Source organism: Cohnella hashimotonis, assembly GCF_030014955.1.
Taxonomy (GTDB): domain Bacteria; phylum Bacillota; class Bacilli; order Paenibacillales; family Paenibacillaceae; genus Cohnella; species Cohnella hashimotonis.
In genome coordinates this window covers 7,351,870-7,376,652 of sequence record NZ_JAGRPV010000001.1, presented here as the reverse complement: position 1 = coordinate 7,376,652, position 24,783 = coordinate 7,351,870, and the positions used below count along the sequence as shown (strand labels likewise).

Here is a 24,783-nt window from a genome sequence, read left to right as displayed (position 1 = left end):
GCGTGACAACTGATGACTAGACGCATTCGACCGGACCAACGGTTGTACCCGATCCTCGCCTTGCTGGCCGTCATCGTCCTCTGGCAGCTCATCGTGACGCTGGCGGACGTGCCGATGTATATTCTTCCTTCTCCGCTGGATACGGTGAACGCGCTGATCGACGACTTCGGCGCCATCGCCGGCCATGTCGGCACGACGCTGTACGAATCCGCGCTGGGCTTCTTGCTCTCCATCGTGCTGGCGTTCGTGCTCGGCATTCTGATGGACAGCTTCGACATCGTCAAGAAGTCGCTCTATCCCATACTGATCGTCTCCCAGACCGTGCCCACGATCGTCATTACGCCCATTCTGATCATCTGGTTCGGCTTCGGCATGCTGCCCAAGGTGCTCGTTATCGTCATGGTGTGCTTTTTCCCCATCTGCATCAGTCTCGTCGACGCCTTTGAAAAGGTGGACCGGGACTACGTGAACCTGTTCCGCTCGTTCGAGGCCGGCAAGCTCCAGACGTTTCTGCACCTGAAGCTGCCTTATGCGATGGTCAACTTCTTCTCAGGACTCAAGATTGCCGCTACCTACCTGATCATGGCGGCCATCATCGCGGAATGGCAGGGCGGCACGAAGGGGATCGGCGTGTACATGGTACGGGCCAAGAATGCCTACGCGCTCGATAAGGTGTTCGCCTCCATCCTGGTCATCGTCCTGGTCAGCGTCGTCCTGATCGCCGTCATCAACCGGATCGGCAGCCGGGCAACCCATTGGAGATCGAGGTGATGGCTATGCAAAAGGTGCAAGAGAAGCCGGCGACTGCGAGCTGCGAAGGCGAGGTTCTGATCGCGCTGGACCGCGTGGGCAAGCGCTTCGGCGAGACAGAGGTGCTGCGGGACGTCTCGCTCCGCGTAGGCAGGGGGGAGTTCGTCTCGATTCTCGGGCCGAGCGGCTCGGGCAAGAGCACCCTTTTTAACATGATTACGGGACTGCTCCCCGCCGACCAAGGCGAGCTGAAGGTAAACGGGGAGATCGGCTACATGCAGCAGAAGGACCTGCTGCTCCCGTGGAAGACGGTCATGGATAACATCACGCTGCCGCTCCGGCTCAAGGGCACGAACAAGAAGCTGGCGCGCGAGCGTGCGGATGCGCTGATCGATCGGGTCGGGCTGCGCGGGTACGAGGACCGATACCCGGGCCAGCTGTCGGGCGGCATGAAGCAGCGGGCGAGCTTTCTGCGTACGTTCCTCGCTTCAGGCGAGATCATGCTGCTCGACGAACCGTTCGGCGCCCTCGACTCCATGACCAAGAGCGCGATGCAGACGTGGCTGCTGGAGGTGCAGGAAGCATTCGGCGCGACGATCCTGTTCATCACGCACGATATCGAGGAAGCGATTCTGCTGTCGGACCGGATCTACGTGCTGTCCTCGCGGCCGGGCGTCGTGAAGGAGGAGCTGACCGTCGGCTTCGGACTCGGCGACAAGCGCGAGCGGCTGCTCGATCCGCAGCTGCTGCGGATGAAGGAAGCGATCAAGCGGCTGCTCTAACGTACGTATGACGGGCAACGGGCAATCGGCATTTTCGGAAAAAAGAGCGGAGGGGGACAACCATGGAATGGTATTCGATCGGCGAGGTGTCCAAGCTGTGCCGGATTCCGATCCGCACGCTGCGTTACTACGACGACATCGGGCTGCTCAAGCCGGAGCGCATCTCGCCGGACAACAACTACCGCTACTATTCCAAGGAAGGCATGCGGAAGATCCCCCTCATCAAATATTACAAGCAGCTGGGCTTCAAGCTCGAGGATATCGGGAAAATGCTGGAGCGCCAGAACCTCGACGTGCTGGAGGATTACATGGCCAAGGAGCTCCTGATCGTCGAGAAGCAGATGGCCGAGCTGCAGAAGAAGCACTTCGCCATCCAGGAATGGCACCGGCTGCTGAAGCAAGGGGAGTCCTTGCTGGCCGAGCCGCCAAAGGCGCGGGAGATCCAGATCGCGAAGTTTCCGCTCTACCGCACGATGACGTTCCGCTACGAGGTGAAGGATCGGCAGGAGGCGGACATGGAGGTGCTGTACAGCAATCTGTTCGTCGAGCTGTGCAATCGCCACAACCTTTACGCGTACGGCCCTTTCATGCTGTACTTCGAGGACATCGGGCAGCGCATCGACCGGACGTTCACGGGCGTCGACTGCTATACGGCGGTCATCGACGACGGGACGAGCGAGGGGCTGACGACCGAAGTCGGCGGCTTCGAGGCGATCAGCGTCGTCCATCGCGGCGATTACCGGACGATCGGGCAGACGTACCGCGAGGTGCAGGAGTGGGCGGAGCGGCAGTCGGTGGCGCTGAAGGGGACTTCGTACGAGCGATATATCATCGATCCGTGGAGCACGACGGACAGCGATAACTATGTCACGGAGCTTATTTTGCCGATCGGAGGAGCTTAAACATGTCTAATTTGATCAGCATCCGTGAGGCTGCGGCCTTGCTTGGCAAACCGAACGTCGTCTTCGCGGACGTGCGGTTCGTGCTCGGCCAGCCGGATGAGGGGCGGCGCGCTTACGGGGAAGGCCACATTCCGGGCGCGGTCTTCTTTGACCTTAACGCGGACTTGTCAGGGCCGAAAGAGCAGCATGGAGGCGGGCATCCGCTGCCGCCGCTTGACGCGTTCGCGCGGAAGCTAGGCGCTGCGGGCATCGGCGAGGAGACGGAAGTCGTCGTGTATGACGACCAGGGTGGCAGCATCGCCGCGAGGCTCTGGTGGACGCTCAAGTATCTCGGCCACGAGCGGGTGCGGCTGCTGGCGGAAGGTTACTCCGGCTGGAGCGACGCCGGCCATCCCGTGACGCGCGAGCTGCCGGCGCCGGTGGCCAGGACGTTCGTTGCCCGCGTGAACGAGGCGCTGCTCGCGGACGTCGGGCGGGTGCAGGCGGCGATCGGGCGCGAGGGCGCCGTATTAATCGACGCGCGCAAGCCCGCTCACTATACGGGCGAGGACACGAGCAAGTACGCCAAGGCCGGGCACATTCCGGGCGCCATCAACCGCTTTTGGGAAGCGGGCTCGCCGGGTGGCTTCTTTCAGGGCGCGGCGGCTCAGAAGGCGCGGTTCGAGGACATTCCAGTGGACGCGGAGATCATCGTCTACTGCGGCGCGGGCGTGACGGCGACGCCGAACGTGCTGGCGTTGGCGGAGGCCGGGTATCCGAACGTGAAGCTGTATGTCGGGAGCTGGAGCGATTGGGTGTCGTACGGCGAGAACCCGATCGCGACGGGGAATGAGGAAACGCCGCGCCAAGCATAGCAGTATCTATACAGGCAAACAAGCCGCCAACAGCCCGAGGGCCTTGGCGGTTTTTACATGCCCACATTCAGTTAAAGTTGGCGGCAACATATCCTTCCTATACAATGATCATAAAGTCCGCAAATTCAAGCGGATCGGGAATTGAGGAGCGGCGCGATGATTAAAAATTTGTACGAGACGCATTTACAGGTTACGGATTTGAATGCATCGATTGTTTTTTATAAGAAGCTGGGACTCGAACTTGCCTTAGTCATTGAAGAAAGAAAAGGGGCATTCTTTTACATCGGCAAGGAACGCCAATTGCTTGGCATTTGGGAAGTGCCGCAGGGCACCGAGGTTAGTAAACGGCACTTTGCTTTTGGGACTGACCTGGATTTGTTAAAGGGGTCGATCGACTGGCTAAGAGAAAGAGGGATCAAGCCTAAAAAAGCGCTCGGAAAAGAACCGATCGAGCCGGTCGTACATGCGTGGATGCCTACGGCAGCCGTTTATTTCGACGATCCTGACGGCAATGAGCTGGAGTTTATAGCCTGGTTGCCGGCTGAACCCAGACAGATGGAACATGCCATCTATTTAAGCGAGTGGAACGAAATGATGAAATAACGAATTGGAGGCACATCTATGTCTAACGGTTGGAAGCCTATGTCTAACGGTTGGAAGCCGAATGGATATTCAAGTGTTTCGCCGTATTTAGTCGTGCCGGATGCAAAGCCAGTATTGAATTTCTTGCAAGAAGCTTTCGGCGCAAACGAACTTAGGCGTTATCTTCGACCGGATGGCTCTGTCATGCATGTCGAAGTACAGATTGAGGATACGGTTGTCATGCTGGGAGAGACCACGGAGAAGTGGGAGGCAACCGTTGCTCAATTGCATATTTATGTTGAGGATGTTAGGGGGACTTATCAGCATGCCGTTCATGCAGGCGGCGTATCCGTCATGGAACCGGCCCGCAAAGCAGGAGATCCTGATCGACGCGCAGGCGTGAAGGACCCCGCTGGGAACACTTGGTGGATTGCAACGCAAGAGTCATAGCGTTCGGTTCGCCACATACGTTCTCCTATATGATGGATTGGCCGCACGCAACGAAATAGCGATACGCCAGGTTCTTATCTTGTAGGAATTGGCGGCACGCAACGAAATAGTGATGCGCCAGGGTCTTATCTTGCCGAAAATGGCGGCACACAACGAGATAGAGATGCGCGAGCGTCTTATGACTCAGCGGGAAACGGTTGCGCGCAGCGGTACGGCAATGAGGTTAGCGGAATTTGGTCGCTATGGCGAGCAAATGTGTTTGGGCGAAATGCTAAGTTTGCGCTGCGCCTTACATTGAATCAAAACATCGCCAAACGGCCCAAGAGCCCTGGCGATGTTTTTTTGCGCGATAAAGAAATCATGGATTGACAATTGGATTCAATTGTATTAATTTGATAATATCAAAGTGATAATAATAAAACACCGGCAAAGCCTATCATAGAAAGCGGGAGAACTTTTATGAATAATAAATTGGAGCAACTGCAACGCGCATACAACGCAGGCGAAAAGCCAAAGTTTCTGTTTTTCTGGGGACATACGCCGGCGGCGGACGGAAGCGTGAGCCCGAGTTGCCTGAGCCAATGGTGGATGTCCAGGTTCGAGGTCGACGGAATAGCCTATTCCTGCACGGAACAGTACATGATGGCGGAGAAGGCGCGGCTTTTTGGCGATGCGGACGCGCTTCGTAAGATTATGAGTGCTTCGCAACCAAAGGAAATGAAGGCTTTAGGCCGCGCGGTCAAACATTTTCAAAGTACGGTCTGGGAACAGAACTGCTATGAGATCGTAAAGAGAGGTAACTACGCAAAGTTCTCGCAAAATCGGAGACTGCGGGAATATTTGAAGTCTACAAAAGATCTGATTTTGGTGGAAGCGAGCCCGTTCGACCGGATCTGGGGTATCGGCTTGGAGAAGGATCATCCGGATGCGAAAAATCCGCTAAAATGGCGCGGCTCGAATTTGCTTGGTTTTGCTTTGACTGAGGTCAGGGACAACTTGCTAGAGGAAGAGGGGAGTTAGACGTGGATCGGAAAATAATTGCGAGAGATACGCTCCAATATATGCAGCAGGGATATTATACGATTAACGGGGAGCAAGTGAATTTCGCCGATAAACAGAAATACGCAGAGGATCGCAGCGCCCTGATTACGCCGGAGCAAGCCAAAGCGGCAGTGGAGCTTATCCGGGTGGATCGGGACGGCCCATTGGCTGAATGTTCAGTAGTGAATGCGGCGACCGTTAAGGCCATCCTTAACTGGGTCCAATCGGGAAAGGCGCATGTGGGCGTCCTTAACTTTGCCAGCGCCAAAAATCCGGGCGGCGGATTTTTAAACGGAGCGATGGCGCAAGAGGAAAGCCTGGCTGCATCCAGCGGCCTATATGGCACGCAGCTCCGGCATGAAGCATTCTATAAGGCGAATCGCGCATGCGGTTCGATGATGTACACGCATCACGCCATCTACTCCCCTGATGTCGTCTTTTTCAGAGATGAGAAGTTTAACCTCCTGGCTGAGCCTGTCACGGCTTCGGTACTGACACTGCCCGCCGTTAACTATGGTCAGGTCGTGTTAAAGGGAGAAGACACCGAGCTGGCGCTGCGCGTCATGAAGGAAAGAATGCGTATTGCATTGGCCCTGTTCGCTAAAAATGGAGACAAGAACCTCATCTTGGGCGCGTACGGCTGCGGCGTTTTCAGGAACGATCCGGTGCAAGTCGCAGGCTGGTGGAACGCGCTTCTGGTGGAAGAGGGCTATGGCTCGCTATTTGAGCATATTACGTTCGCGGTTCTGGACGGTTCGAGGAATAGTCAATGCATGAGGGCTTTTGAAGATGCGTTCGGCAGTTAATCAAAAAACGAGCGACCGGAGTAAATAGATGAACCATAAAGCGGTGGCTGCATCTTAAAAACCGAGAAAGAAGGCCAGCCGCCCCGCTTTTGGGGAACGCTGGCCTTCTGACATATACGAGGCATTCAGACGTATAACGCAATACTATCAACCTCTAATGTCCATGAACGTCTTAACCAACTCCCCGAATTCCTCCTGCCGCTCGCTGGACGCGTGCTTCTCCGCCGTCTGGAGAACATTTTGCAGCCGGCTTTCCCCGACGCCTTCACTGTCCTTCATGATCTTGGCAAATTCAGCGACGGCGGCGATAAACAAGGTGGCATCGGACAGCTTGTCGGAGGGGCCGATGGATGCGGACGATTCACGCGATCGATTGTTGTCGTCCACGTCTTTGTATCGAATCGTGACCTTGCCCCAAGGCTTGGCTGCGTCGCTCTTCAATTGGAGCTCGTAGAGCGCGGTGACGGAATGCCCGGCACCCACTTCGCCGCCGTCCACTTTGTTGTTGCGGAAATCTTCATCCGCGATCGCGCGGTTCTCATAACCCAGGAGGCGATAGCCCTTCACCTGCGCAGGATCGAATTCGACTTGAATCTTGGCGTCTTTGGCGATCGTCTGCAGCGTCTCGGTCAGCTGTTCCTGGAAGATCTTTTTCGCTTCATCCATATCGTCAATATAAGCATAGGCGCCATCGCCTTTGTCGGCCAGTTGCTCCATAAGCACGTCATTGTAATTGTCCATGCCGAATCCGAAGGTGCTGAGGTACAAGTTTTTCGCGGCATAATCTTCAATCGTACGGAGAATGCCTTCGGGACCGGTCTCGCCGATATTGGCCACGCCGTCGGAGCACAGAATCACGCGGTTGATCGCATCCTCGTCGTTGAATTTGCTCGCCATTTTATAACCTAACAGCAGTCCGGCTTCCGCATTCGTCGAGCCTTCGATCTGAAGATCATCGATCGCCGCTAAAATGGCACCCTCGTCCTCGACAGCCGTAGGCTGCAGAACCGTGCGCGCCGTCGAGCCGTACACGACGATGCCGATCCGGTCGTTAGGCTTCAACTGATTGACCAGCAGCTCCAAGCTCCGCTTGACCAAACCGATCCGGTTGTCCTCATCCATGGAGCCGGATACGTCGATTACAAACGTCAGGTTCGCTCTCTTCCGCGCCTCCGATTCGATCTCCTTGCCCTTGATGCCGATCCGGACGAGCTGCGTGCCTGCTTCCCCGAACGGAGAGGGGCCGGCGTCGACATGAATGGCGAACGTATCGTTCTTGGGCGGCGCGTCGTTCAGATCGAAGTAATTGACGAACTCCTCCAGCCGGATGGCCTCTTGAGGCGGCACGTTCCCGTCTTTGATATAGCTTCTTGCCAATGTATAGGAGCCCGTATCAACGTCCATCGCGAACGTAGACAGCCGGTCATCTTCTGCAGAAACATAGGGGTTGGTCCCGTAATCCTGGAAAAACATATCGGAGGGCGTGGATGCTCGTTGGTCGTGTGCGCTTGCGGCTGCGGCTTCATTAGAGACTGCTTGGGATTTCGACTCCGGCGCACGGTTGGCGGCGGAATCGTTGTCGCTGCTTGAGCTGCAACCTGCGACCAGCGCGCCAATCAAAAGTACGGACAACAAGCCTAACCTTTTTCCCATCTGGACACCCCCGATTAATGAATAGCGGTTTCTTTTAACAAATGCCATTCGATTGCGCAATGTTACAAAACGATTACATAAACATTTCTGTTGTGTAACGACATGCGCTATTTAGACGATTCAGGTAGAGGGAATGTTGCAAGTAATGTAAAATTTATCCTCGGTTAGATCGCAGTCGTGGAGGCCTAAATGAAAAGACGCTTGCGCCCCTCCTTCTCTCGGCCCTTGTTCTAATCAATTATTTTCAGAACGCGACGCCGGACCAGAATCCGAATCTGATTACCGACTACAGCAGACTGCATCCGCTAAAAGTAGCCCGGGTTATCGAAGGTATTTCTGGACCTCCGCCGCCTCCGGGTTCGCGATTATCACCGGCGGCTATATCATCGACTGGTTGACGATCGACGTTCTGTTCTCTATAAGCGGGTTGTTGTATGCTATGAGCGCAGGGGTTACATGGCGGTGGGGAAAATTACGACACAGATCTGAGCAATCTTGATCGAATAATGAGGAGGCGTCCAGCATGAAAATCCAACGCATCGACCACATCGGCATAAACGTCAACGATCTGGCAGCGGCCAAAGCTTTTTTCGTCGAATTCGGGCTCGAGGTGCATGGGGAATGGGAAGCAGAAGGCGCTTGGCTGGATGTGATCGTCGGGCTTGAGAACGTGAAGACATCCTGCGTCGCCTTGCGTTCGCCGGACGGTCAGACGTGGTTGGAGCTGGTCCAGTATATCCATCCAACGGATGAAAACGGCGTTCAGCAATCGCATTCGAATACATTAGGCATCCGTCATATTTGCCTGGCCGTCGATGATATTGAAGCGATCGTCGACAACATGAAAAAGAAAGACATGGAAGCCTTTAGCGAAATACAGAATTATAAAGATATCTATAAGATGTGCTACGTCCGCGGGCCAGAGGGCATTATTCTGGAGCTGGCGGAGCGGCTATAATATATTCGGATTGCTGACCGCATCCTTTTATGGTAAAGTACACCTAATATTCACAACAACGCAGAAGAAGGGTAAGTAGGCATACTTAATGGACTTGCAGAGAGCCGGTGGTTGCTGCGAATCGGTGTCCAGCGTATGTTCGAATGGCCTTCGGAGTTGCTTCCCCGAACCATTGCATATTGAATGTAGTAGGGGAATGCCGGGTATCCCGCCGTTACCAAGGGAGCGGTATCGAGATCTGACTGTATGGATCTCCGCACCGTACAGAGCCGATCGGATCGTTCGCACAGCATGCGCAACGGTACGTTCACTTAAGGTGGTACCACGATAACTTCGTCCTTATTGGATGAAGTTTTTTTGATTTTTAAAGGGGGTGATGGCCATGGAAGATGGTTGGTGGTGGCGCTGGATTATCCGAGGGTTTCGAATTGCATTATCCAAATTAAGGAGCGTGTTATTCAATGAAAGAGCGGGTACTGACAGGAGATCGCGTTACCGGCAAGCTTCACCTTGGCCATTACGTCGGCAGTCTCAAAAATCGCGTGGCTCTGCAGCAACAATATGAAACGTATATTCTTCTGGCGGATGTGCAAGCGTTAACGACGCACTTCGACAAGCCGAATCTCATCAGAAGCCATCTGCGCGAGGTGGCGCTCGATTATTTGGCGGTCGGCATTGATCCGAATCGCGCAACGATTTTCGTCCAGTCTATGATTCCGGAGATCGCGGAGCTAACCGTATTGTTCTCCATGTTCGTCACGGTCAATGCGTTGCGCCACAACCCGACGATCAAGTCGGAGTCCAAGAACAGCGGCTTGGACGATATGTACTACGGCTTTCTGGGTTATCCGGTCAGCCAGACGGCCGACATCGCCTTTTGCAAAGCGACGATCGTTCCGGTCGGAGACGACCAGCTGCCTCATCTGGAACAGTCGCGAAAAATCGTGCGCCGATTCAACGAATTGTATAAACCTGTACTTGCAGAGCCGAGAGCGCTGATCAGCGAGATGCCTAGACTGGTGGGGACCGACGGTAAAGGAAAAATGAGCAAAAGCCTTGGCAACGCCGTCGCGCTGGATTCCTCGTACGAAGAGATCGCGCTTAAAATCAAACGGGCGAGGACGGACCCGACCCGTATTCATAAAAACGATCCGGGGCATCCGGAAGTCTGCCCGATTTACGCTTATCATCAAGCGTTCAGGCCTGACGGAGCGCCAGAAATTCGCGAGGGCTGCGAAAAAGGAACGATGGGTTGTTCCGCATGCAAGGGGCAGATCGCGCTTGCACTAGAACAGCTTATTGAGCCCATGCGGGAGCGCAGGTCTTATTATGCCGCGAGACCGGATATCGTTGATGATATCTTAATAAGCGGTACCCGTCGCGCTCGCAACATCGCTCAGGACACGATGGGAGAGGTTCGGGAGGCGATGAGTCTTAACTATTTCGACTGAGAAATGTCTATGCCTATCCTCTGTCGTTTGCAGGGGATAGGCTTTTTTTGAGGAATAGCTCAGAAATCTCCGGTTCAAACCGAACATTATCCTGCTACTTGCCTCAGTCATGCGCGAACAGCCGCGCGTTGATCGGTCGTTCGCCCGCGCCGGCAATGGCTTTTAAGAGCTGCTCCGCGGTGCAATCGATATCGCCGTAAGTGTTCACGATGGTGTCGATCGAAGCCGCGTATTCCTTGTGCACGAAGGGATGGAAGTGGGCGATGAAAATAACCGGCGTCCCCAGCTTGGTCCAGCCGCCCATCATGTTCCTCGCCACCTCGTCGTGCAGGCGGACGACATTGAGCCCGTAGCTCAAGCGGCCTCCGATCGAGCATATCATTACGTCGTAGGCCTGATCGGCGGCGACTTGGAACAAGGCGTCGGGACCGGGGTCGAGCCATTGGTCGACCGTCCCGGCATATTTGCCGATCTCGCGTTTCATTCGCTCCCAGAGCTCGCCGTAGCGGTCGTGATTATTGACGATCACGACATGCAGCACCTTCGTTGCAGGCGTGAAGCGGTAAGGGAGGAGCCCTTCCCGATCGCGGACGATGGTAATGCTCCGTTCCGAGACGGCCTCCGCTACTGCTACCGCACGGGCAGCTTTATCCGGAACGGCGCCTTCCTGTTCCGCGCCAGCGCTGCGGGCAGCGCTGTTACTCGCTGCGATCTCCTGTCCTGCGATCTTCTGTCCTGCGATCTCCTGTCCTGGGACCTCCTGTCCTTCAGGCTGCCGTCCCGCGATCGCCTGCTCGCCGCGCTCTCGACCCCGCCCTGCGGACGAAGCCCCGAAAAGCCCGAACTGCTCCTTCAACGACACGATGCGGCTCGCCCGGTCCCGGAGCGTCGCAAGCGTCAAGCTCCCCTCGCGGTGCCGCCGCTCCATCTCCGCATAGAAGCGCTCGTCCATCTGCGGAAACAGCAGCATGTCGCAGCCGTTCGTCAGCGCCGCCGCGCAGGCGTCGTAATAGTTCATATAGCCGACGACCCCGCCCATGTTGATCGCGTCGGACACGATCAAGCCTTCGAAGCCCAGCTCTTGCCTCAGCAGCTCGATCAGCAGCTTCCTCGATACCGTCGCCGGCGGATACAGGCCGCGCGCGTCGGGCTCGTCGAAGGCGGGCAGCGCGATATGTCCCGGCATTACCGCCATGGCACCCTGATCGATCAGCTCCCGAAAGACGCGCCCCGGCCCGTTTCTCCACGAGGCTGCGTCAAGCGGCAGGTTCGGCGTGGTCAGATGCTGGTCCCAGGAGGAGAATCCGTCCCCCGGAAAATGCTTGATCGTAGCCATCATGCCATGCTCCTGCAGACCTTTCATATAGCCGCCTGCGATCTTCACGACTTGCTCCGGCTTGTGGCCGGCGCTCCTCGTGCTCACGACGGGGCTATCCGCGTCCGACGCGATATCCGCGACCGGCGAGAAGGTCCAGTTAAAACCGATCTCGCCGGCTTCCGCCGCGGCGATCCGGCCGACCTCGTAGGCGAGTTCCTCCGAATTCGCCTGGCTGAGTCCCATCATCGAAGTGAACTTCGTGGCGCCCCGTATCATATTGCCGGGCCCGCACTCCATATCGCTGACGATAAACGGAGGGACTTCGCTGACTTCCTTCAAGCGGCGAATGGCTTCCTGCAGCTCCGCGCGATCCATGGGGTGGAAGAACATCGCGCCGAATTCCTCGAGGCGCTCCGCGCCGACGTGTCCCAGGGTCGGGCAGCAGACTTGCTTCAGCAGGCGGCGGAAGTTCATTTCCTCGACGATTCGCTTGGCGCGGTCTGTCACGATAATGCGGTACTTCATAAAGGGAGGCCCTCTTTCTTATTCCGTATGGGGACCGGATTTCTTCAGCTGCTTGACGTTATTCTGCAAGGCGTACTCCTTCGGCGTCACGCCGAACCGTTTCTTGAACAGGCTGAAGAAATAGGTTTCGTTCAGCACGCCCACCTTTTCCACGATCTCGCGTACGCTGACTTCGCTTCCGGTCAATAATTCCGCGGCCTTCGTCAGCCTTGTCTCATTGATGAAGTCGGCAACGGATACCTCCATCACCTCCTTGAAAAGATTGCCGAGGCGCCGCTGCGTGATTTTCATCATCGAAGCGATCGAGGCCAGGCATAGCGTCGGATCGTCGTAGTGCGTCAATATGTATTCGGATACCGTCTCGACGACGTAATGGTTGACCTTGGGAGGCGGAAGCTCTCCCCCTTCGTGGGCGCGCAGCGCTTGGCCGAGCGTATCGACGAGCCTGTCGAAGATCCCGCCCAGGGTCTCGTTCTCCATGATCGACAGCGAGAAGGCGGAGAGATCGATCGGAAGCGCCGACAAGTCGGTCGCGAGGCGCTGCTCCAGCGTCTTTCTCGCGATTTCCAGCAGGCGGAAGGTGGAAGCCATCGCATTATAGTAGCTTAGCTGGGTCATCTCATCGAATAACGGCTTCAAGGCGCTTTCGATCCCGGTCGTATCGCCCTTGAGAATCGCTTCCTGAAACTGCTCTTCGAGCGGTTTGGAATAACCCTTCTTCTTGCCGGCTTCGTTGGCGAGGACCGCCTTCGAATCGATGACGGAACGATGGCCGTAGATGAACCGGTATACGGACTGCTCCAACGCTTTGTTGTAGAGCGTAGGCAAGGCCTCGAGCCGATGCAGCGCAGGACTGAGGGAAGCGGTAAACGTGATTTTGTAATACTGCTGGACGAATTGCTGCGCCTCCCGGATCAACGCGGCTATTTCTTCCTCGAATGTCTCGTCCTCCGCCGGGAGGCTGAGCATGATTGCGACATGGTCGTCCCGCAGGTCGAGGCCTTCGTTCACGTATTTCTTGGCCACCCATTCGGAAGCGATGTTGATGATGGCGAAGCGTATCGTTTCTTTGTCCTGCGCGGAGAAGGTTTGCTGGAAGCGCCTGTAGTTGTCGATTTTCAGGAGCAGTACGGCATAGGTGCCTTCCAGGGGCAGCGCGATCTTCGTTTCGAGAAAAAGATCCGCCAGTTCCGTCTTGCCCAGCTTCACCTTTTCCGTAAGCAGCCGATTCAGCCAATAATGCTTGATGACGTCTTCATACTGGTACCGCTGCTTATCGAACAGGTTCAATTGCTCCATGGATTGCTTGTATACCGAGTCCAGGTACGAGATTTCGTCTCCGGTCCCCCGCAGATCGAATTTGTGCATCCGTCCGGCGGATATCGTCTGTACGAGATTGCCGATCGGACTGTAAATTTTGCGGGAAATGCTCACGGAAATCGCGATCGCCATCAGCAGGACGAAGACCGTTATGAAAATAATGCTGGTTTTGAAGCTGTTTAAGTAGCCATTGACCTCCAGCGCCGGCTGAATCTTCATCAGGGTCATGCCGATGCTGTCCATATAGCTGAAGGTGACCAAGTATTGGGTGTCCATGTAGGTTCTCTTGAAGGAGCCGTCGGTTGACGGGGTGGGATCGGACTGCTTGTAACGCGTGTATTCCTGCTGGAACCATTTCAATTGATTCTGCTTCTCTGCGGCTTGATCGGTATCCACGATGTCGTCCTGTTGATCGAGGAGGAAGATGCTGCTCTTTTTCTGCGGATCGATCATATTGATTTGCCGAATGTTCTCGAGCAGCCACTCCGGCTTGACGTTGATGACCAGCGCGCTCGGCTTCTCGTCGTCCATCGGCGTCTCGTACATAAAATAGGAAAGAACGTGTTCGCTCTCGACCCGGCCGTTCATCACTTTGTGGATATCGCGATAAATCGGTTTTAACTTGGGGAGCACCCGGTCGGACGCGTTCAGCTCGGACAGCTGCGTATCGTTGAAGAAGACCGGGGAGCCGGCGTTGTAAAACTGATCCAGATTGCGGTTGTAAATGCTGATGGAATGAACGTAAGGATACGACGAGGTTAAGGAGGTCACGGCGGTGTTCATCCGGATGATGACATCGACCATATTTTCCTCTTTCGCGTACATGATCTTATTAATATCCCCGTTCAGGAAGATCGATTGCGCAAGCCGGGTAATGGCGTCGTTCATCAGGTTCGTATTGTATTTGACCTGGAACAGGATTTTTTGGTTGTTGTCCGATTCCTTTTTGACCATCAGACTTTGCGCGTTCCAATAGATGACGACCGACAGAATGCCGACGATAAACAAGGCGGAAGCGCTGAACCACAGCACCATTTTCAGAAGGATTTTCGATTTGATCTTGGTCTTCAGCTTCATGGACGGGCTTCCCCTTATAGGTCTGGTAGAAGCTAAGATAGCCCAGGCCATGCCAAAAGTAAATATAACGGACAAATCTCATAGAAACGAACATTATTTAGAGCGTTTATTTGAAGAGACCGACGCAAATCAAAGTGTACGCCGGAAGCGCGGCCCGCTAAATTTAAGGAAAACAGCGGAGAACGAGGTGGATCGGTACGGACACGATCATAACAAGAAGCAGCTTGGCACGGACGAGAAATAAGCTCCGGGGCGGCACGGTGACGTTGGGATTCATCGGAGGATCGATAACGGAAGACGGCAGATCGGCGCATAATTGGCCGGAGCCGGTGACGCGGTGGTTCGCGGAGACGTTTCCCCGCACCCGGATCGTCGTCGAGAATGCGGCGATCGGCGCCACGGGCAGCGATCTGGCGGTGTTCCGGGCGGAACGGGATCTGATCGAACGCGAATGCGACCTGATCTTCGTCGAGTTCGCCGTCAATGACTATCTGACGGCGTCCGAGCCCCGCATGCGGGCAAGAGAAGGGCTGCTCCGCAAATTGCTGGCGGACGGCCGCAGCGAACTGGTCCTGGTCTATACCTACAGCCAAAGAATGTACGAAGCGATGTCGCGCAAGGAGGTGCCGGGCTCGATCGCCGAGTTCGAGCAATTGGCCGAGCATTACGGGATCAGCTCGGTGTGGGCGGGGCGCCATGCTTGGGAGGAAGTAGCCAAAGGACGCATGACCTGGGACGAATGGCTGCCGGACGGGCTGCACCCGACCCATCGGGGAAGCCTGAGTTACGGCCAATGCGTGATTGCCTTGTTGGAGCGGGAGCTGACGACAACGCTCCCTGCCGCAGCGCCTCATGCAGCAGCGCCCGATGCCGATTCGGATACGGACGCACCGAACCCGCTCGACCGGGCGAACCTGCCGTCGCGGGCGTTGCCGCCGGCCTTTAATCCCCATCACTGGGAGCGTACGAAGCTTGTGCCGTTCGAGGAGGTGCAGCTGGAGGGACCCTGGACGATCAGGCGGGCGGCTGCCTTGATGCCTAGGGTGGACCGGCTGCTGAGCACTTCGGCGATCGGCGCGAAGCTCTCTTTCTCGTTCTCGGGGAGAGGGCTGGTCCTGATCTTCGACTTCGGCAAGAAGTCGGCGGAATTCGTCTATCGGCTGGACGGGGGAGACGCCGTCGCGGTCAGCCGCGACCGGCCGGACTGGTGCCTGGACGGCGGCTGGCTCAGGCCGTACTGGATCGCGGACGAGCTGCCGGCGGGCCGGCATCATATCGAGCTGGAGGTCGTTCACGGCAACCGCGAGGATTGCCGGGGAACCGACTTTCATTTAGGAATGATCGGAATTCTGAAATAGGAGGGTGCCGGATTGAGACGATTGGCATTGAAGCAGGATTGGTTCGTCCGTTACGAGGAGCTGCACAGGGGGCCGGAGCACGCTGCGGAGGTAATGCGGCAGACGGAAGGCTGGCTCGGCGCGCAGGTGCCTTGCGACATCCATATGCCGCTGATCGAAGCGGGCATCATCCTGGAACCGCTGGAAGGCCTGAACTCCTTCGCATGTGAGTGGACGCAACTGAAGTCCTGGTGGTTCAAAACGAGCTTTTATCTTGACGCGGCGTTCATGGCCTACGACACGGTCGAGCTGTCCCTGGAATCGCTGGACGCCGAGGCGGACGTCTTTCTGAACGGCCGGCACATCGGACATCATCGCAGCGCGTTCTACCCGTTTACGAGGACTGTCAGGGAGGCGTTGACGGAAGGGGACAATTCGCTGTGGGTGCGCGTCACTTCGGGGGTCGAGCACTTCAGCGAGCAGGATACGGCCTTTCTTAGAAATAACCTGATCGACTGCGAAGCGTACGGCAGAGGAGACCCGCACAGAACGTTCGTCCGGAAGCCGCAATACGGCTTCGGCTGGGATTGGGGGCCGAAGGTGCCGACATGCGGCATCATGGGAGAAGTCACGCTGACCGGTTACCGGGACCTTGCGATCCGGGGCGTCAGAGCCTATACGAAAAAGGCGGACGCGCGGGCGGACTTGCGCCTGGAGGTGGAGCTGGAGAGCTTCCTTTCCCTGGCGACGACGGAAGCGACGATCACCGTCGAGGTGCTGGACGGCGATCGCGTCATCCTGGCCTTGGAGGAGGAGGTATGCGTCCGCTCGGGCGTCCATTTTCTCGACCTGGAAGGCGTCGTCGAAGGCGCGAAGCTATGGTGGCCCAACGGGATGGGAGCACCCCACCTGTACGAGATTCGGGTTGCGGCGAAGACGGCGCGCGGGCGCGTCGACTTCCCGGCTTTTCGCCACGGCATCCGCTCGGTACGGCTGCTGCAGGATAAGGTCGGGGAGGATGAACGGCTGTTCGCGATCGAAATCAACGGCGTCCGCGCCTTCTGCAAAGGGGCAAACTGGATCCCAGCCGATTCGATCCATACCCGCGTATCCGACGGAAAGTACGCGACGCTGATCGGGGAAGCGCGGGAGGCCCAGTTCAATATGCTGCGGGTGTGGGGCGGCGGCCTCTACGAACGCGACGCGTTTTATCGCGCGTGCGACGAGAACGGCATCATGGTCTGGCAGGATTTTATGTTCGCCTGCGGGCTGTTTCCCGATCATCTGGCATGGTTCCGAAGGGAAGCGGAGGCGGAGATGGACTATCAGACCCGCCGCCTGCGCAACCACCCTTCGCTCGTTCTCTGGTGCGGGGACAACGAAGACCATTGGGCCATCGTGCAATGGACCGCGGAAGGGCGGAAGCCGCCGTTCTTCGGAGGAGCGGTGCTGTATAACGAGCTCGCTCCGCGGGCCGTCAGGCGGAATTGTCCGGATATTCCGTACTGGAACGGCTCCCCGTACGGAGGCGCGCAGCCGAATGACCACCGAATGGGCGACGTGCATCACTGGCACGAAGGCATGATGAGCCCGGATATGGAGAAGCGCATCGCGCCCGAGGCCTACGATCGCCTCGACGCCAAGTTCGTGTCCGAGTACGGCTACGTGGGACCCTGCCGCCGATCCTCGATCGAGGCTTACCATGGCGGGTCTCCTCTGGACAGGAACGGGGAGATATGGAAGTACCATAATAACTTTTTCGAGAAAGAAACCGTCGCCGCGGGCGTGAGCAAGCATTATATCGACGCCGAGGGCTTGTCGACCGACGAATACCTGCACTATGCGGGCGTGTGCCAGGGGCTTATGTACGGCTATTCGCTGGAGTCGTTCCGCTACAAGGAGCTCTGCTCGGGCGGCTTATTCTGGATGTATAACGATTGCTGGGGCGAGGTGGGCTGGTCGATTATCGACTATTACGCGACGCGGAAGATCGCTTACTACTACGTGAAGCGGGCGTTCGACCCGGTCAAGCTCATTATCCGCCGGGAAGGCGGCGTCGCGCGCGTGGTCGGAATCAACGAGACGCCGGCACCGATCCGGCTGGAGGCGGAGGCGGGGTATGTCTCCTTCGACGGCCGGCAGCGCGAGACGCGTCCGGTCACGATTGAGCTGCCCGCGCATTCGCGCGGGGAGGTGCTGACGCTGCCGCTGGGCGAGCACGATGATTTGCAAGGCACGCTGGCCGTCATTCCGCGCAGCGCATCGCCGCAAGGCCACGGCTCTAGCTCTACTGCGCAGGGGAACGGCGCATCCCCGCGGGAGCGCATCGTTGCGCCGTCGACGCTTCGGACGGAGGTGTTCCGCAAGCTGCGGATCCCCGCCGCGAAGCTGACGATCTCATCCTTCGAGGTGCGCGGGGACGAAGCGAGCTTCACGGTCAGCTCGGACACGTATGCGCATGCGGTGCAATTCGGCCTGGACGATCGGACGAGGCTGTCCGACGAATATTTCGATTTGCTTCCGGGAGAGCGCCGGCAAGTGACCGTATACGGCGTCGACGCTTCGTTCTCTTGCGACGAGCTTCGTCCGACGAGCATTAGCAACCCGGAGCAAGCACAGTAATCCGAATACGGGAGGATAAGGGAACATGGGGCAAGCAAGCGAGAAGGCGGCGCTGAAGAGAGTGACGCTGGAGATGAGTCTGAAGCCGTTTACGAGCATGGAGCCGGCGGCCATCGACGAAGTATGCGAGGAGGCGATTCGGCAGTGGCTGCCGCTGATCGGCTTGGCCGATCGCTGCTCGATGCTGCTCTGGGTATCGGACGGCAGCGAAATATTGACTTGGAACGGGAACTTCGACAGCGAGTTCGAATGGGGCCGCTATATCGGCTTCGCCAACGAGGACAAATTCAGCCATATCAAAAGCGAGAACGATGCCGCAGTCGCCAAGCTGTACCGGGACGACCCGTGCCGCGTCACCTACGGGGATTTGCGCTATATCGTGGCGGCCTTCAAGCGGATTGCCGGGCTGAAGTTCGGCATTCGCATGGAGGTGGGCGCGACCTTTGACGCGGGACCCGAGTTCGCGTATTCCGATTTCAAATACAAGGATCACCCTGAAATCAATAAGCCGGAGCTCGGCGGGAAATTCGTCGCGTTAAGGGCGGATTACACGGTCGTCTGCGTCTGGTCCAAGCTGCACGCGGACAAGGCCGCCTACGCGACGTACCCGGACGGCATTCCGGAGGGTACACCGTTCGGCCAATTCCTGGGACGGCAATGCGCGAGCTACCTGCCTGCGCTCGGCTTCGATTACATCTGGTTCTCCAACGGCTTCGGCTTCTCCTCTTTTCCGTGGACGTATCTCGGCGCGAACTTCGACGGAACTTCGCTGCCGCTGGCCGATTACGAGGAGCTGTCGGGCAAGCTGCTATCCTTCTGGGAGGCGTTCAAGCAGGAATGTCCGGGCTTCCGGACCGAGGTGCGGGGCACGAACTTCGGCACGGGCATGGATCTGACCAAGGATTTCGTACCGCTCAAGCAGTTGTACGAAGCCGGATATATCGAGCTGCCGCCGCCGAATTCGCCTTGGGGCGCGCTCAACTTCGACTTCGGCCTGGAAGTGGCCTCGTACATGTCGCGGATCGCCGTGCTTCCCGGGGACACGTATCCTTACCGCTTCTATGCGAACGACCCGTGGTTCTGGCAAAATCCGTGGCGGGACCTGTACGACCGGGAGCCCCATGATATCTACTGTCCGCTGTCCGTCGGCCGCATGAACGCGGACGGGAAGCTGGAGAGTCCGGGCATCGTGGAGATCCTGACCATCGATACGGAGAAGGGAAAGTTGATCGATACGTGCGCGCAGGAAGTGATTCCGCATCTTCGGCGGGCGATCGAGGACTTCCCCGACGAGCCGGGCATATTGACGTGGCTGTATCCGTTCGCCGAGTATCATGCCGCCGTCGCCGATTCGGAGGCGCGATCGAAGACGATATTTTTTGAGGAATGGTTCGTGCGCAACGCGGTCAACGAAGGCTTGCCGCTGAACACTGTGCTCAGCACGGACAGCTTCCGGAAGATGAGCGAAGACACCCGGCGGAAGCTGCATCGAACCGTACTATTTACGCCGACCTCGTGGATTGACGAGGCCAATGCAGGCCTGCTCGCGGATTACGTTCGCGGCGGCGGGAAGGTGTTGTTCTACGGACCGGCGCTGGACCCTGATTTGCAGCGGCTGCTGAATATTCGGCAGGAGGAAGGCCTTGAAGGGGAAATGGAGGTTTCCGTTTCTGCTGCGCTGGCCCAAGACCCCATCTTTGACGAGAGTCCTTCCCCGTCGATCATCGATCACGATCCGCTCATCGGCGGCGGCGGAATCGGCGAGGTGCTCGCGGACGCGAGCGATCGTTATATGCAAGTCTGTTCGACCGCGCAGCGGGAAGGTCAAGAACGCGTGATGGCCTTGACCCGGCGGCTGCCGGATTGGAACGGCGGGCAAGCCGGCTGGGTGCGGGGTTCGCTGCCTTTCCTGCGGGGCAGCGTCACGGATTTGCCGGTCAGGCAGCCGCAGCGCTATCTGGACGTATCGGTGCAAGCCCGCTATGTGCTGGCGCAATTCGGGTATTCGCTCCTGCAGACGAAGCAGGCCGCGGCCTCCAAGTCGGCCTTGCTGTTCATCGCGCGCCGCGACAACGGCTACTTTTTCACCGGCTGCCGCCAGGATACGTCCGTATCGTTGCAGATGCGCTTTCCCCAGGGCGTGCCGATCCTCATCGGCCAGACGACGAAGGTAGGCGACGGGCCTTCCGCGTATTCGCTGGACCGGACCTTCCACGACGAATGCCGATTGTTCGTTCGCCAATCGGGCGGCAGTCTGGTCTCCTGCAGGGAGCACTCGCCGATGCCCACGCCGAACCGAAGCTCGACGCGATTGATCACGGTCGCCGGACTGCGCGAGGCGAGCCTGACGATTTACCCGCCGCTTGACGCCCTGCGCGAAGCGAGGGTCGAAGTGAAATGCGGCGACGTCTATCTGGAGCTGCCCGATTATACGTCAAGCGACTGCATCAGGATCGACAATCTCACTGGCGCGCTCGAAATCTCCTGGTAAAGCGCTGCCCCAACGAAGAGCCTCACGGCGGGTTGAATGCCCCGTGAAGGCTCTTTTTTATACCCTGTACGCTCGCGAATGCGCCAATATCGGAGTTTCGGACATTTATCGGAGTGCCCAGAAGCCCGTATTTCCGCCAAAAAGGCATTTTTCAAAGAAACAGACAAAGTTCAAAATATACGGGGCGCACGGAAATCACTATTGTTGGGGTATCACCTCGAGCAAGGAGCAAGCCCATGAAAACATTCAGAAAAAGCTACGGCCTCACCTTACTGGCTCTGCCCGGCATTCTGCTTCTCTTCCTGATGGACTACGTTCCGCTGTACGGCTTGCTGCTTCCCTTCAAGGACTACAAGTACAACCTCGGCATCTGGAACAGCCCGTGGGTCGGCTTCGACAACTTCCGGTTTCTGTTCAACGGCGATATCCTGCGCAGAGTGCTCAGAAATACGCTGCTCTACAATCTCGTGTTCATTGCGCTGGGCACGGCCGTATCGGTATTCTTCGCGCTGCTGCTGCGGGAAGTCGGCAGGAAAGCCGTGAAGGCTTATCAAACGGTGCTGTTCATTCCTTATTTTATCTCGTGGGTCGTGGCAGGCTTTGCTTTCCAGGCGCTCTTGAACATGGATTACGGCATCCTCAACAAAGGCCTGGAAGCGTTCGGCATGGAACCGGTCATGTGGTACAACGATCCGAAATACTGGCCGTTCATTCTGATCGTCGTCGCGATCTGGAAGGGGCTCGGGTATGGCGCGGTCATTTATTACGCGGCGATTATCGGCGTCGATGCGGAGTATTACGAAGCCGCCCGGATGGACGGCGCCACCAAGCTCCGCCAGGCAGTGTCCATCACGATTCCGATGATCATGCCCATTATCACGATGATGGTCATCCTGCAGATCGGCAAAATTTTCTACAGCGACTTCGGGCTTTTCTATAATGTGACGATGAATTCCACGTTGCTCTATCCTACGACGGATGTCATCGATACGTTCGTGTATCGCTCGCTGGTCGATCTGGGCGACATCGGCATGGCCGGCGCGGCCGGGTTCTTCCAATCGGTCGTCGGGTTTACGCTTGTCATCCTCACCAACTACGTCGTAAGAAAGATCAACGCCGACAACTCGTTATTTTAAGGAGGGCGTATCCGCCATGTCCAAGCCGACGAATCCGGTCGTTCGCTCCCCTTATATCGGAAGCCGAACGGTCGTCCACTTGTTTTTTATTCTGGTATGCTTCATATGCATCTATCCCTTCCTGGTCGTCCTGGGAACGTCGTTGCAGAACGAGAGCGATATCCTTAAATCCGGGTACGCTATCTTCCCCAAGCAGATCGATCTCACCGCTTACAAGGTGCTGCTGCATAATCCCGGCGTCCTGCTGAACGCCTATCTGGTCAATATCTATACGACGGCGCTCGGGGCGGCGGCGGGGCTTTTTATAACGACCGGCTTCGCGTTCGCCATCTCCAGAAAAGACTATGCCTATCGGAAGCAGCTTTCTCTTTACGTGTTCTTCACGATGCTGTTTCAGGGCGGGATGGTTCCCTCTTACATTTTGATGGTAAGCTGGCTGGATTTGAAGGACAATGTGCTGGCGCTGATTCTTCCTTTCCTGATCACCGGCTGGCATGTTCTGCTGATGAAGGGATTTCTGCAATCGCTGCCGGAAGCGCTGTTCGAATCGGCCAAAATCGACGGGGCTAACGAGTTTATTATTTTCACGAAGATCGTTCTGCCGCTTACGAAGCCTGCGCTGGCTACCCTCGGATTGTTCCTGGTGCTGCAATATTGGAACGATTGGTGGCTGACGCTGCTTTATATCGAAAACGAGAACTTGATGAAACTGCAATATTTGCTCATCCGCGTGCTGCGCAATATGGAGTTTCTGAACAGCGCGGAGGCCGTCCAATACGGACTGGTCAAGCCGGGACAGCAGGTTCCCAGCCTTAGCGCCCGGATGGCGATGTGCATTCTGGCGGCGGGGCCGATGCTGGTCGTGTTCCCGTTCTTTCAGAAATATTTCGTGCAGGGCCTGACGGTAGGTTCCGTAAAAGGATAGCTTGCTTGCGCTTGGTATCAATACGGGCGCATGGATCCGCGGTCCTGCGGCTGTTTGATATAGATGCACGTCCATATAAACCTAGGGAGGCCTTTGTGTGAGAGTAGGCAAGCTTAAAGTAGACAGCAAGCTGGGCGTTATTCTGTCCGCAAGCATGGTCGCGCTCGCCATCAGCGGGTGCAGCGGGAAGAATAACGAGTCGGAATCGAGCGCAAGCGGCACCGCAAGTGCCAGCGCGAGTCCAAGCGCGAGCGCGGCGTCGCCCGCAGCGAGCAAGGCGGCCGATCCGTTAGAGAAATTCGTCGACGTGAGCTGGTATATCCGCAAGCCGATCGACACGATCAAGGATCAGGACGCGATCGAAGCGGAAGTCAATAAAGGCCTCAAAGAGACCGTCAACGCGAACCTGCACATTCATTTTATCGATGCCGCCAGCTGGGAAGACAAGATGAAGCTCATGTCGGCCTCCGGCGACGAGTACGATCTGGTATTCACGTCGAACTGGACGAATCCGATCGACCTGAACGTGCAGAAGGGCGCCTTCCTGCCGCTGGACGATTTGCTGAAGCAATACGGTCCGGATATTCTCGCCAAAGTCGACGAGCGCGCCTGGAAGGCGGTCACGTACAACGGCAAGATCATGGCCATTCCGTCGCAATCTCCGTTCACGACGCCCGGAGGCATCGTTTTCAAAAAGGACTTGGTAGAAAAGTACAACTTCGACTATACGAAGGTCCACAAGCTGCAGGAGCTGGAGCCGTATCTGGAGACGATCAAGAAAAACGAACCGGAGATTACGCCGCTGCTCGTCACCAAGACGGTCAATGCCCCGGGCGATTATATTCTCGATCATACCAATATTACCAAGGGCATCCGTTATGACGAGATTGCGGGAAAAGCCGTCATGGAGCTCGACATTCCGGCCTTCCTCGACAACTACCGCACGATGAGCGATTTCTACAAGAAAGGTTACGTAGCCAAGGACGCCGCCATCAAAACGGATTTCATCGCCGAAGCGAAATCTGGTAAATACGCGGTCATGCGCGACTCCGGCGGATACACGGCGGATGGCTCCAAATCGACCGCCCTGTTCGGCTATCCGACGGTGGAATCGCTGGCCAACTACCCGACGATCGGCACGCCGAATATGGTGGGCGCGGCCACGGCGATCAGCGTGACGTCCAAAAATCCGGAGAGAGCGATGCAGCTGCTTAACCAGGTGTGGAAGGACAAGAAGCTGTCCAATACGCTCGCGTACGGGCTGGAAGGCAAGAACTATACCGTAAAATCGGGCGCCGGAACGGACAGTCCGTCCATCGAAGCCAAGAGCGGGGCGGAGCAGACGTGGGCGATCTGGCATAACTGGCTCGGGCCGCTGTGGGATCAGTGGGATTCCGGCTGGAACTCGACGGCTTCGCTCGAACAGATGCAGAAGAACAACAAGGAAGCGAAGACATCGTCCATTCTCGGCTTCCTCTTCAACGGAGAAGCGGTCAAAACCGAGATCGCGCAGGTGAGCGCGGTATATTCCGAGCTGTGGCCGATCATGCAGACCGGCTCGATGCCCGATTTTGACAAATTCCTCGCCGATATGAAGCAGCGTCTGAACGAAGCGGGACTGGATAAAGTGCTGGCCGAAGTCCAGAAGCAGATCGACGCGTGGAAAGCGCAAAACCAGTAATTGAAGCAGAAACGATTACGACGCTAAGGCTTTCCGCGTAACGGTGGGGAGCCTTAGCGGGCGCTTGGAACGGTTTTGCGGCAGAAGCCGCGGAAGAAACACTACTCCGGGATCGGAAAGGG

19 protein-coding genes and 1 other annotated feature are annotated in these 24,783 nt (G+C 57.0%); of the genes, 16 read left to right on the top strand and 3 right to left on the bottom strand.

Annotated elements, in window-relative coordinates; genetic code table 11:
* Nucleotides 1-12: 12 nt before the first annotated feature.
* The 8 genes from KB449_RS29365 (at nucleotide 13) to KB449_RS29330 (ending at nucleotide 6,167) form a co-directional block, all read left to right on the top strand.
* On the top strand, nucleotides 13-771 hold the full coding sequence (locus tag KB449_RS29365; protein WP_282911749.1) for an ABC transporter permease: 759 nt from the start codon (nucleotides 13-15) through the stop codon (nucleotides 769-771).
* The gene (locus tag KB449_RS29360; protein ID WP_282911748.1) at nucleotides 771-1,532 is read left to right on the top strand and encodes an ABC transporter ATP-binding protein; all 762 of its coding nucleotides are present in this window, start codon (nucleotides 771-773) and stop codon (nucleotides 1,530-1,532) included. Before KB449_RS29365 ends, KB449_RS29360 begins: the two co-directional genes overlap by 1 nt.
* A 62-nt stretch (nucleotides 1,533-1,594) precedes the next feature.
* A complete protein-coding gene (locus tag KB449_RS29355) occupies nucleotides 1,595-2,434 on the top strand; it encodes a MerR family transcriptional regulator (RefSeq protein WP_282911747.1) in 840 nt (279 codons plus the stop codon).
* A 2-nt stretch (nucleotides 2,435-2,436) separates the two neighbouring features.
* A complete protein-coding gene (locus KB449_RS29350; RefSeq protein ID WP_282911746.1) occupies nucleotides 2,437-3,288 on the top strand; it encodes a sulfurtransferase in 852 nt (283 codons plus the stop codon).
* Nucleotides 3,289-3,444: 156 nt separating this feature from the next.
* A complete protein-coding gene (locus tag KB449_RS29345; protein ID WP_282911745.1) occupies nucleotides 3,445-3,891 on the top strand; it encodes a VOC family protein in 447 nt (148 codons plus the stop codon).
* Between the two features lie 18 nt (nucleotides 3,892-3,909).
* Entirely contained in the window at nucleotides 3,910-4,320 is a 411-nt protein-coding gene (locus KB449_RS29340) for a VOC family protein (RefSeq protein ID WP_282911744.1), read from the top strand.
* 459 nt (nucleotides 4,321-4,779) lie between these two features.
* On the top strand, nucleotides 4,780-5,340 hold the full coding sequence (gene ybiA, locus KB449_RS29335; protein WP_282911743.1) for a riboflavin biosynthesis intermediates N-glycosidase: 561 nt from the start codon (nucleotides 4,780-4,782) through the stop codon (nucleotides 5,338-5,340).
* A gap of 2 nt (nucleotides 5,341-5,342) precedes the next feature.
* Nucleotides 5,343-6,167 carry a TIGR02452 family protein gene (locus KB449_RS29330; protein ID WP_282911742.1) on the top strand — a complete coding sequence of 275 codons (825 nt, stop codon included), beginning with the start codon at nucleotides 5,343-5,345 and terminating at the stop codon, nucleotides 6,165-6,167.
* 147 nt (nucleotides 6,168-6,314) lie between these two features.
* Here the strand turns inward: KB449_RS29330 and KB449_RS29325 are convergent, their stop codons facing one another.
* Nucleotides 6,315-7,820, bottom strand: a complete 1,506-nt coding sequence (locus KB449_RS29325) for a vWA domain-containing protein (protein ID WP_282911741.1) — start codon at nucleotides 7,818-7,820, stop codon at nucleotides 6,315-6,317.
* Nucleotides 7,821-8,343: 523 nt separating this feature from the next.
* Here KB449_RS29325 and KB449_RS29320 point away from each other — a divergent pair.
* Together KB449_RS29320 and trpS are read left to right on the top strand one after the other, a co-directional pair.
* Nucleotides 8,344-8,778 carry a VOC family protein gene (locus KB449_RS29320; RefSeq protein WP_282911740.1) on the top strand — a complete coding sequence of 145 codons (435 nt, stop codon included), beginning with the start codon at nucleotides 8,344-8,346 and terminating at the stop codon, nucleotides 8,776-8,778.
* A gap of 52 nt (nucleotides 8,779-8,830) precedes the next feature.
* Nucleotides 8,831-9,122 (top strand) — a binding site (T-box leader).
* 117 nt (nucleotides 9,123-9,239) lie between these two features.
* Entirely contained in the window at nucleotides 9,240-10,229 is a 990-nt protein-coding gene (gene trpS / locus KB449_RS29315) for a tryptophan--tRNA ligase (RefSeq protein WP_282911739.1), read from the top strand.
* 103 nt (nucleotides 10,230-10,332) lie between these two features.
* Here the strand turns inward: trpS and KB449_RS29310 are convergent, their stop codons facing one another.
* Together KB449_RS29310 and KB449_RS29305 are read right to left on the bottom strand one after the other, a co-directional pair.
* On the bottom strand, nucleotides 10,333-12,072 hold the full coding sequence (locus KB449_RS29310; protein ID WP_282911738.1) for a glycoside hydrolase family 3 protein: 1,740 nt from the start codon (nucleotides 12,070-12,072) through the stop codon (nucleotides 10,333-10,335).
* A gap of 18 nt (nucleotides 12,073-12,090) precedes the next feature.
* Nucleotides 12,091-14,469 carry an AraC family transcriptional regulator gene (locus tag KB449_RS29305; protein ID WP_282911737.1) on the bottom strand — a complete coding sequence of 793 codons (2,379 nt, stop codon included), beginning with the start codon at nucleotides 14,467-14,469 and terminating at the stop codon, nucleotides 12,091-12,093.
* Nucleotides 14,470-14,735: 266 nt separating this feature from the next.
* Here KB449_RS29305 and KB449_RS29300 point away from each other — a divergent pair, with 266 nt between their 5' ends.
* The 6 genes from KB449_RS29300 (at nucleotide 14,736) to KB449_RS36630 (ending at nucleotide 24,661) form a co-directional block, all read left to right on the top strand.
* The gene (locus KB449_RS29300) at nucleotides 14,736-15,827 is read left to right on the top strand and encodes an SGNH/GDSL hydrolase family protein (protein WP_282911736.1); all 1,092 of its coding nucleotides are present in this window, start codon (nucleotides 14,736-14,738) and stop codon (nucleotides 15,825-15,827) included.
* Nucleotides 15,828-15,839: 12 nt separating this feature from the next.
* Nucleotides 15,840-18,428 carry a glycoside hydrolase family 2 protein gene (locus KB449_RS29295; RefSeq protein ID WP_282911735.1) on the top strand — a complete coding sequence of 863 codons (2,589 nt, stop codon included), beginning with the start codon at nucleotides 15,840-15,842 and terminating at the stop codon, nucleotides 18,426-18,428.
* Nucleotides 18,429-18,453: 25 nt separating this feature from the next.
* The gene (locus KB449_RS29290; protein WP_282911734.1) at nucleotides 18,454-20,919 is read left to right on the top strand and encodes a hypothetical protein; all 2,466 of its coding nucleotides are present in this window, start codon (nucleotides 18,454-18,456) and stop codon (nucleotides 20,917-20,919) included.
* Between the two features lie 236 nt (nucleotides 20,920-21,155).
* Entirely contained in the window at nucleotides 21,156-22,055 is a 900-nt protein-coding gene (locus KB449_RS29285; RefSeq protein ID WP_282911733.1) for an ABC transporter permease subunit, read from the top strand.
* Nucleotides 22,056-22,071: 16 nt separating this feature from the next.
* Nucleotides 22,072-22,980 carry a carbohydrate ABC transporter permease gene (locus tag KB449_RS29280; RefSeq protein WP_282911732.1) on the top strand — a complete coding sequence of 303 codons (909 nt, stop codon included), beginning with the start codon at nucleotides 22,072-22,074 and terminating at the stop codon, nucleotides 22,978-22,980.
* A gap of 97 nt (nucleotides 22,981-23,077) precedes the next feature.
* A complete protein-coding gene (locus KB449_RS36630) occupies nucleotides 23,078-24,661 on the top strand; it encodes a DUF3502 domain-containing protein (protein ID WP_282911731.1) in 1,584 nt (527 codons plus the stop codon).
* Nucleotides 24,662-24,783 lie beyond the last annotated feature (122 nt).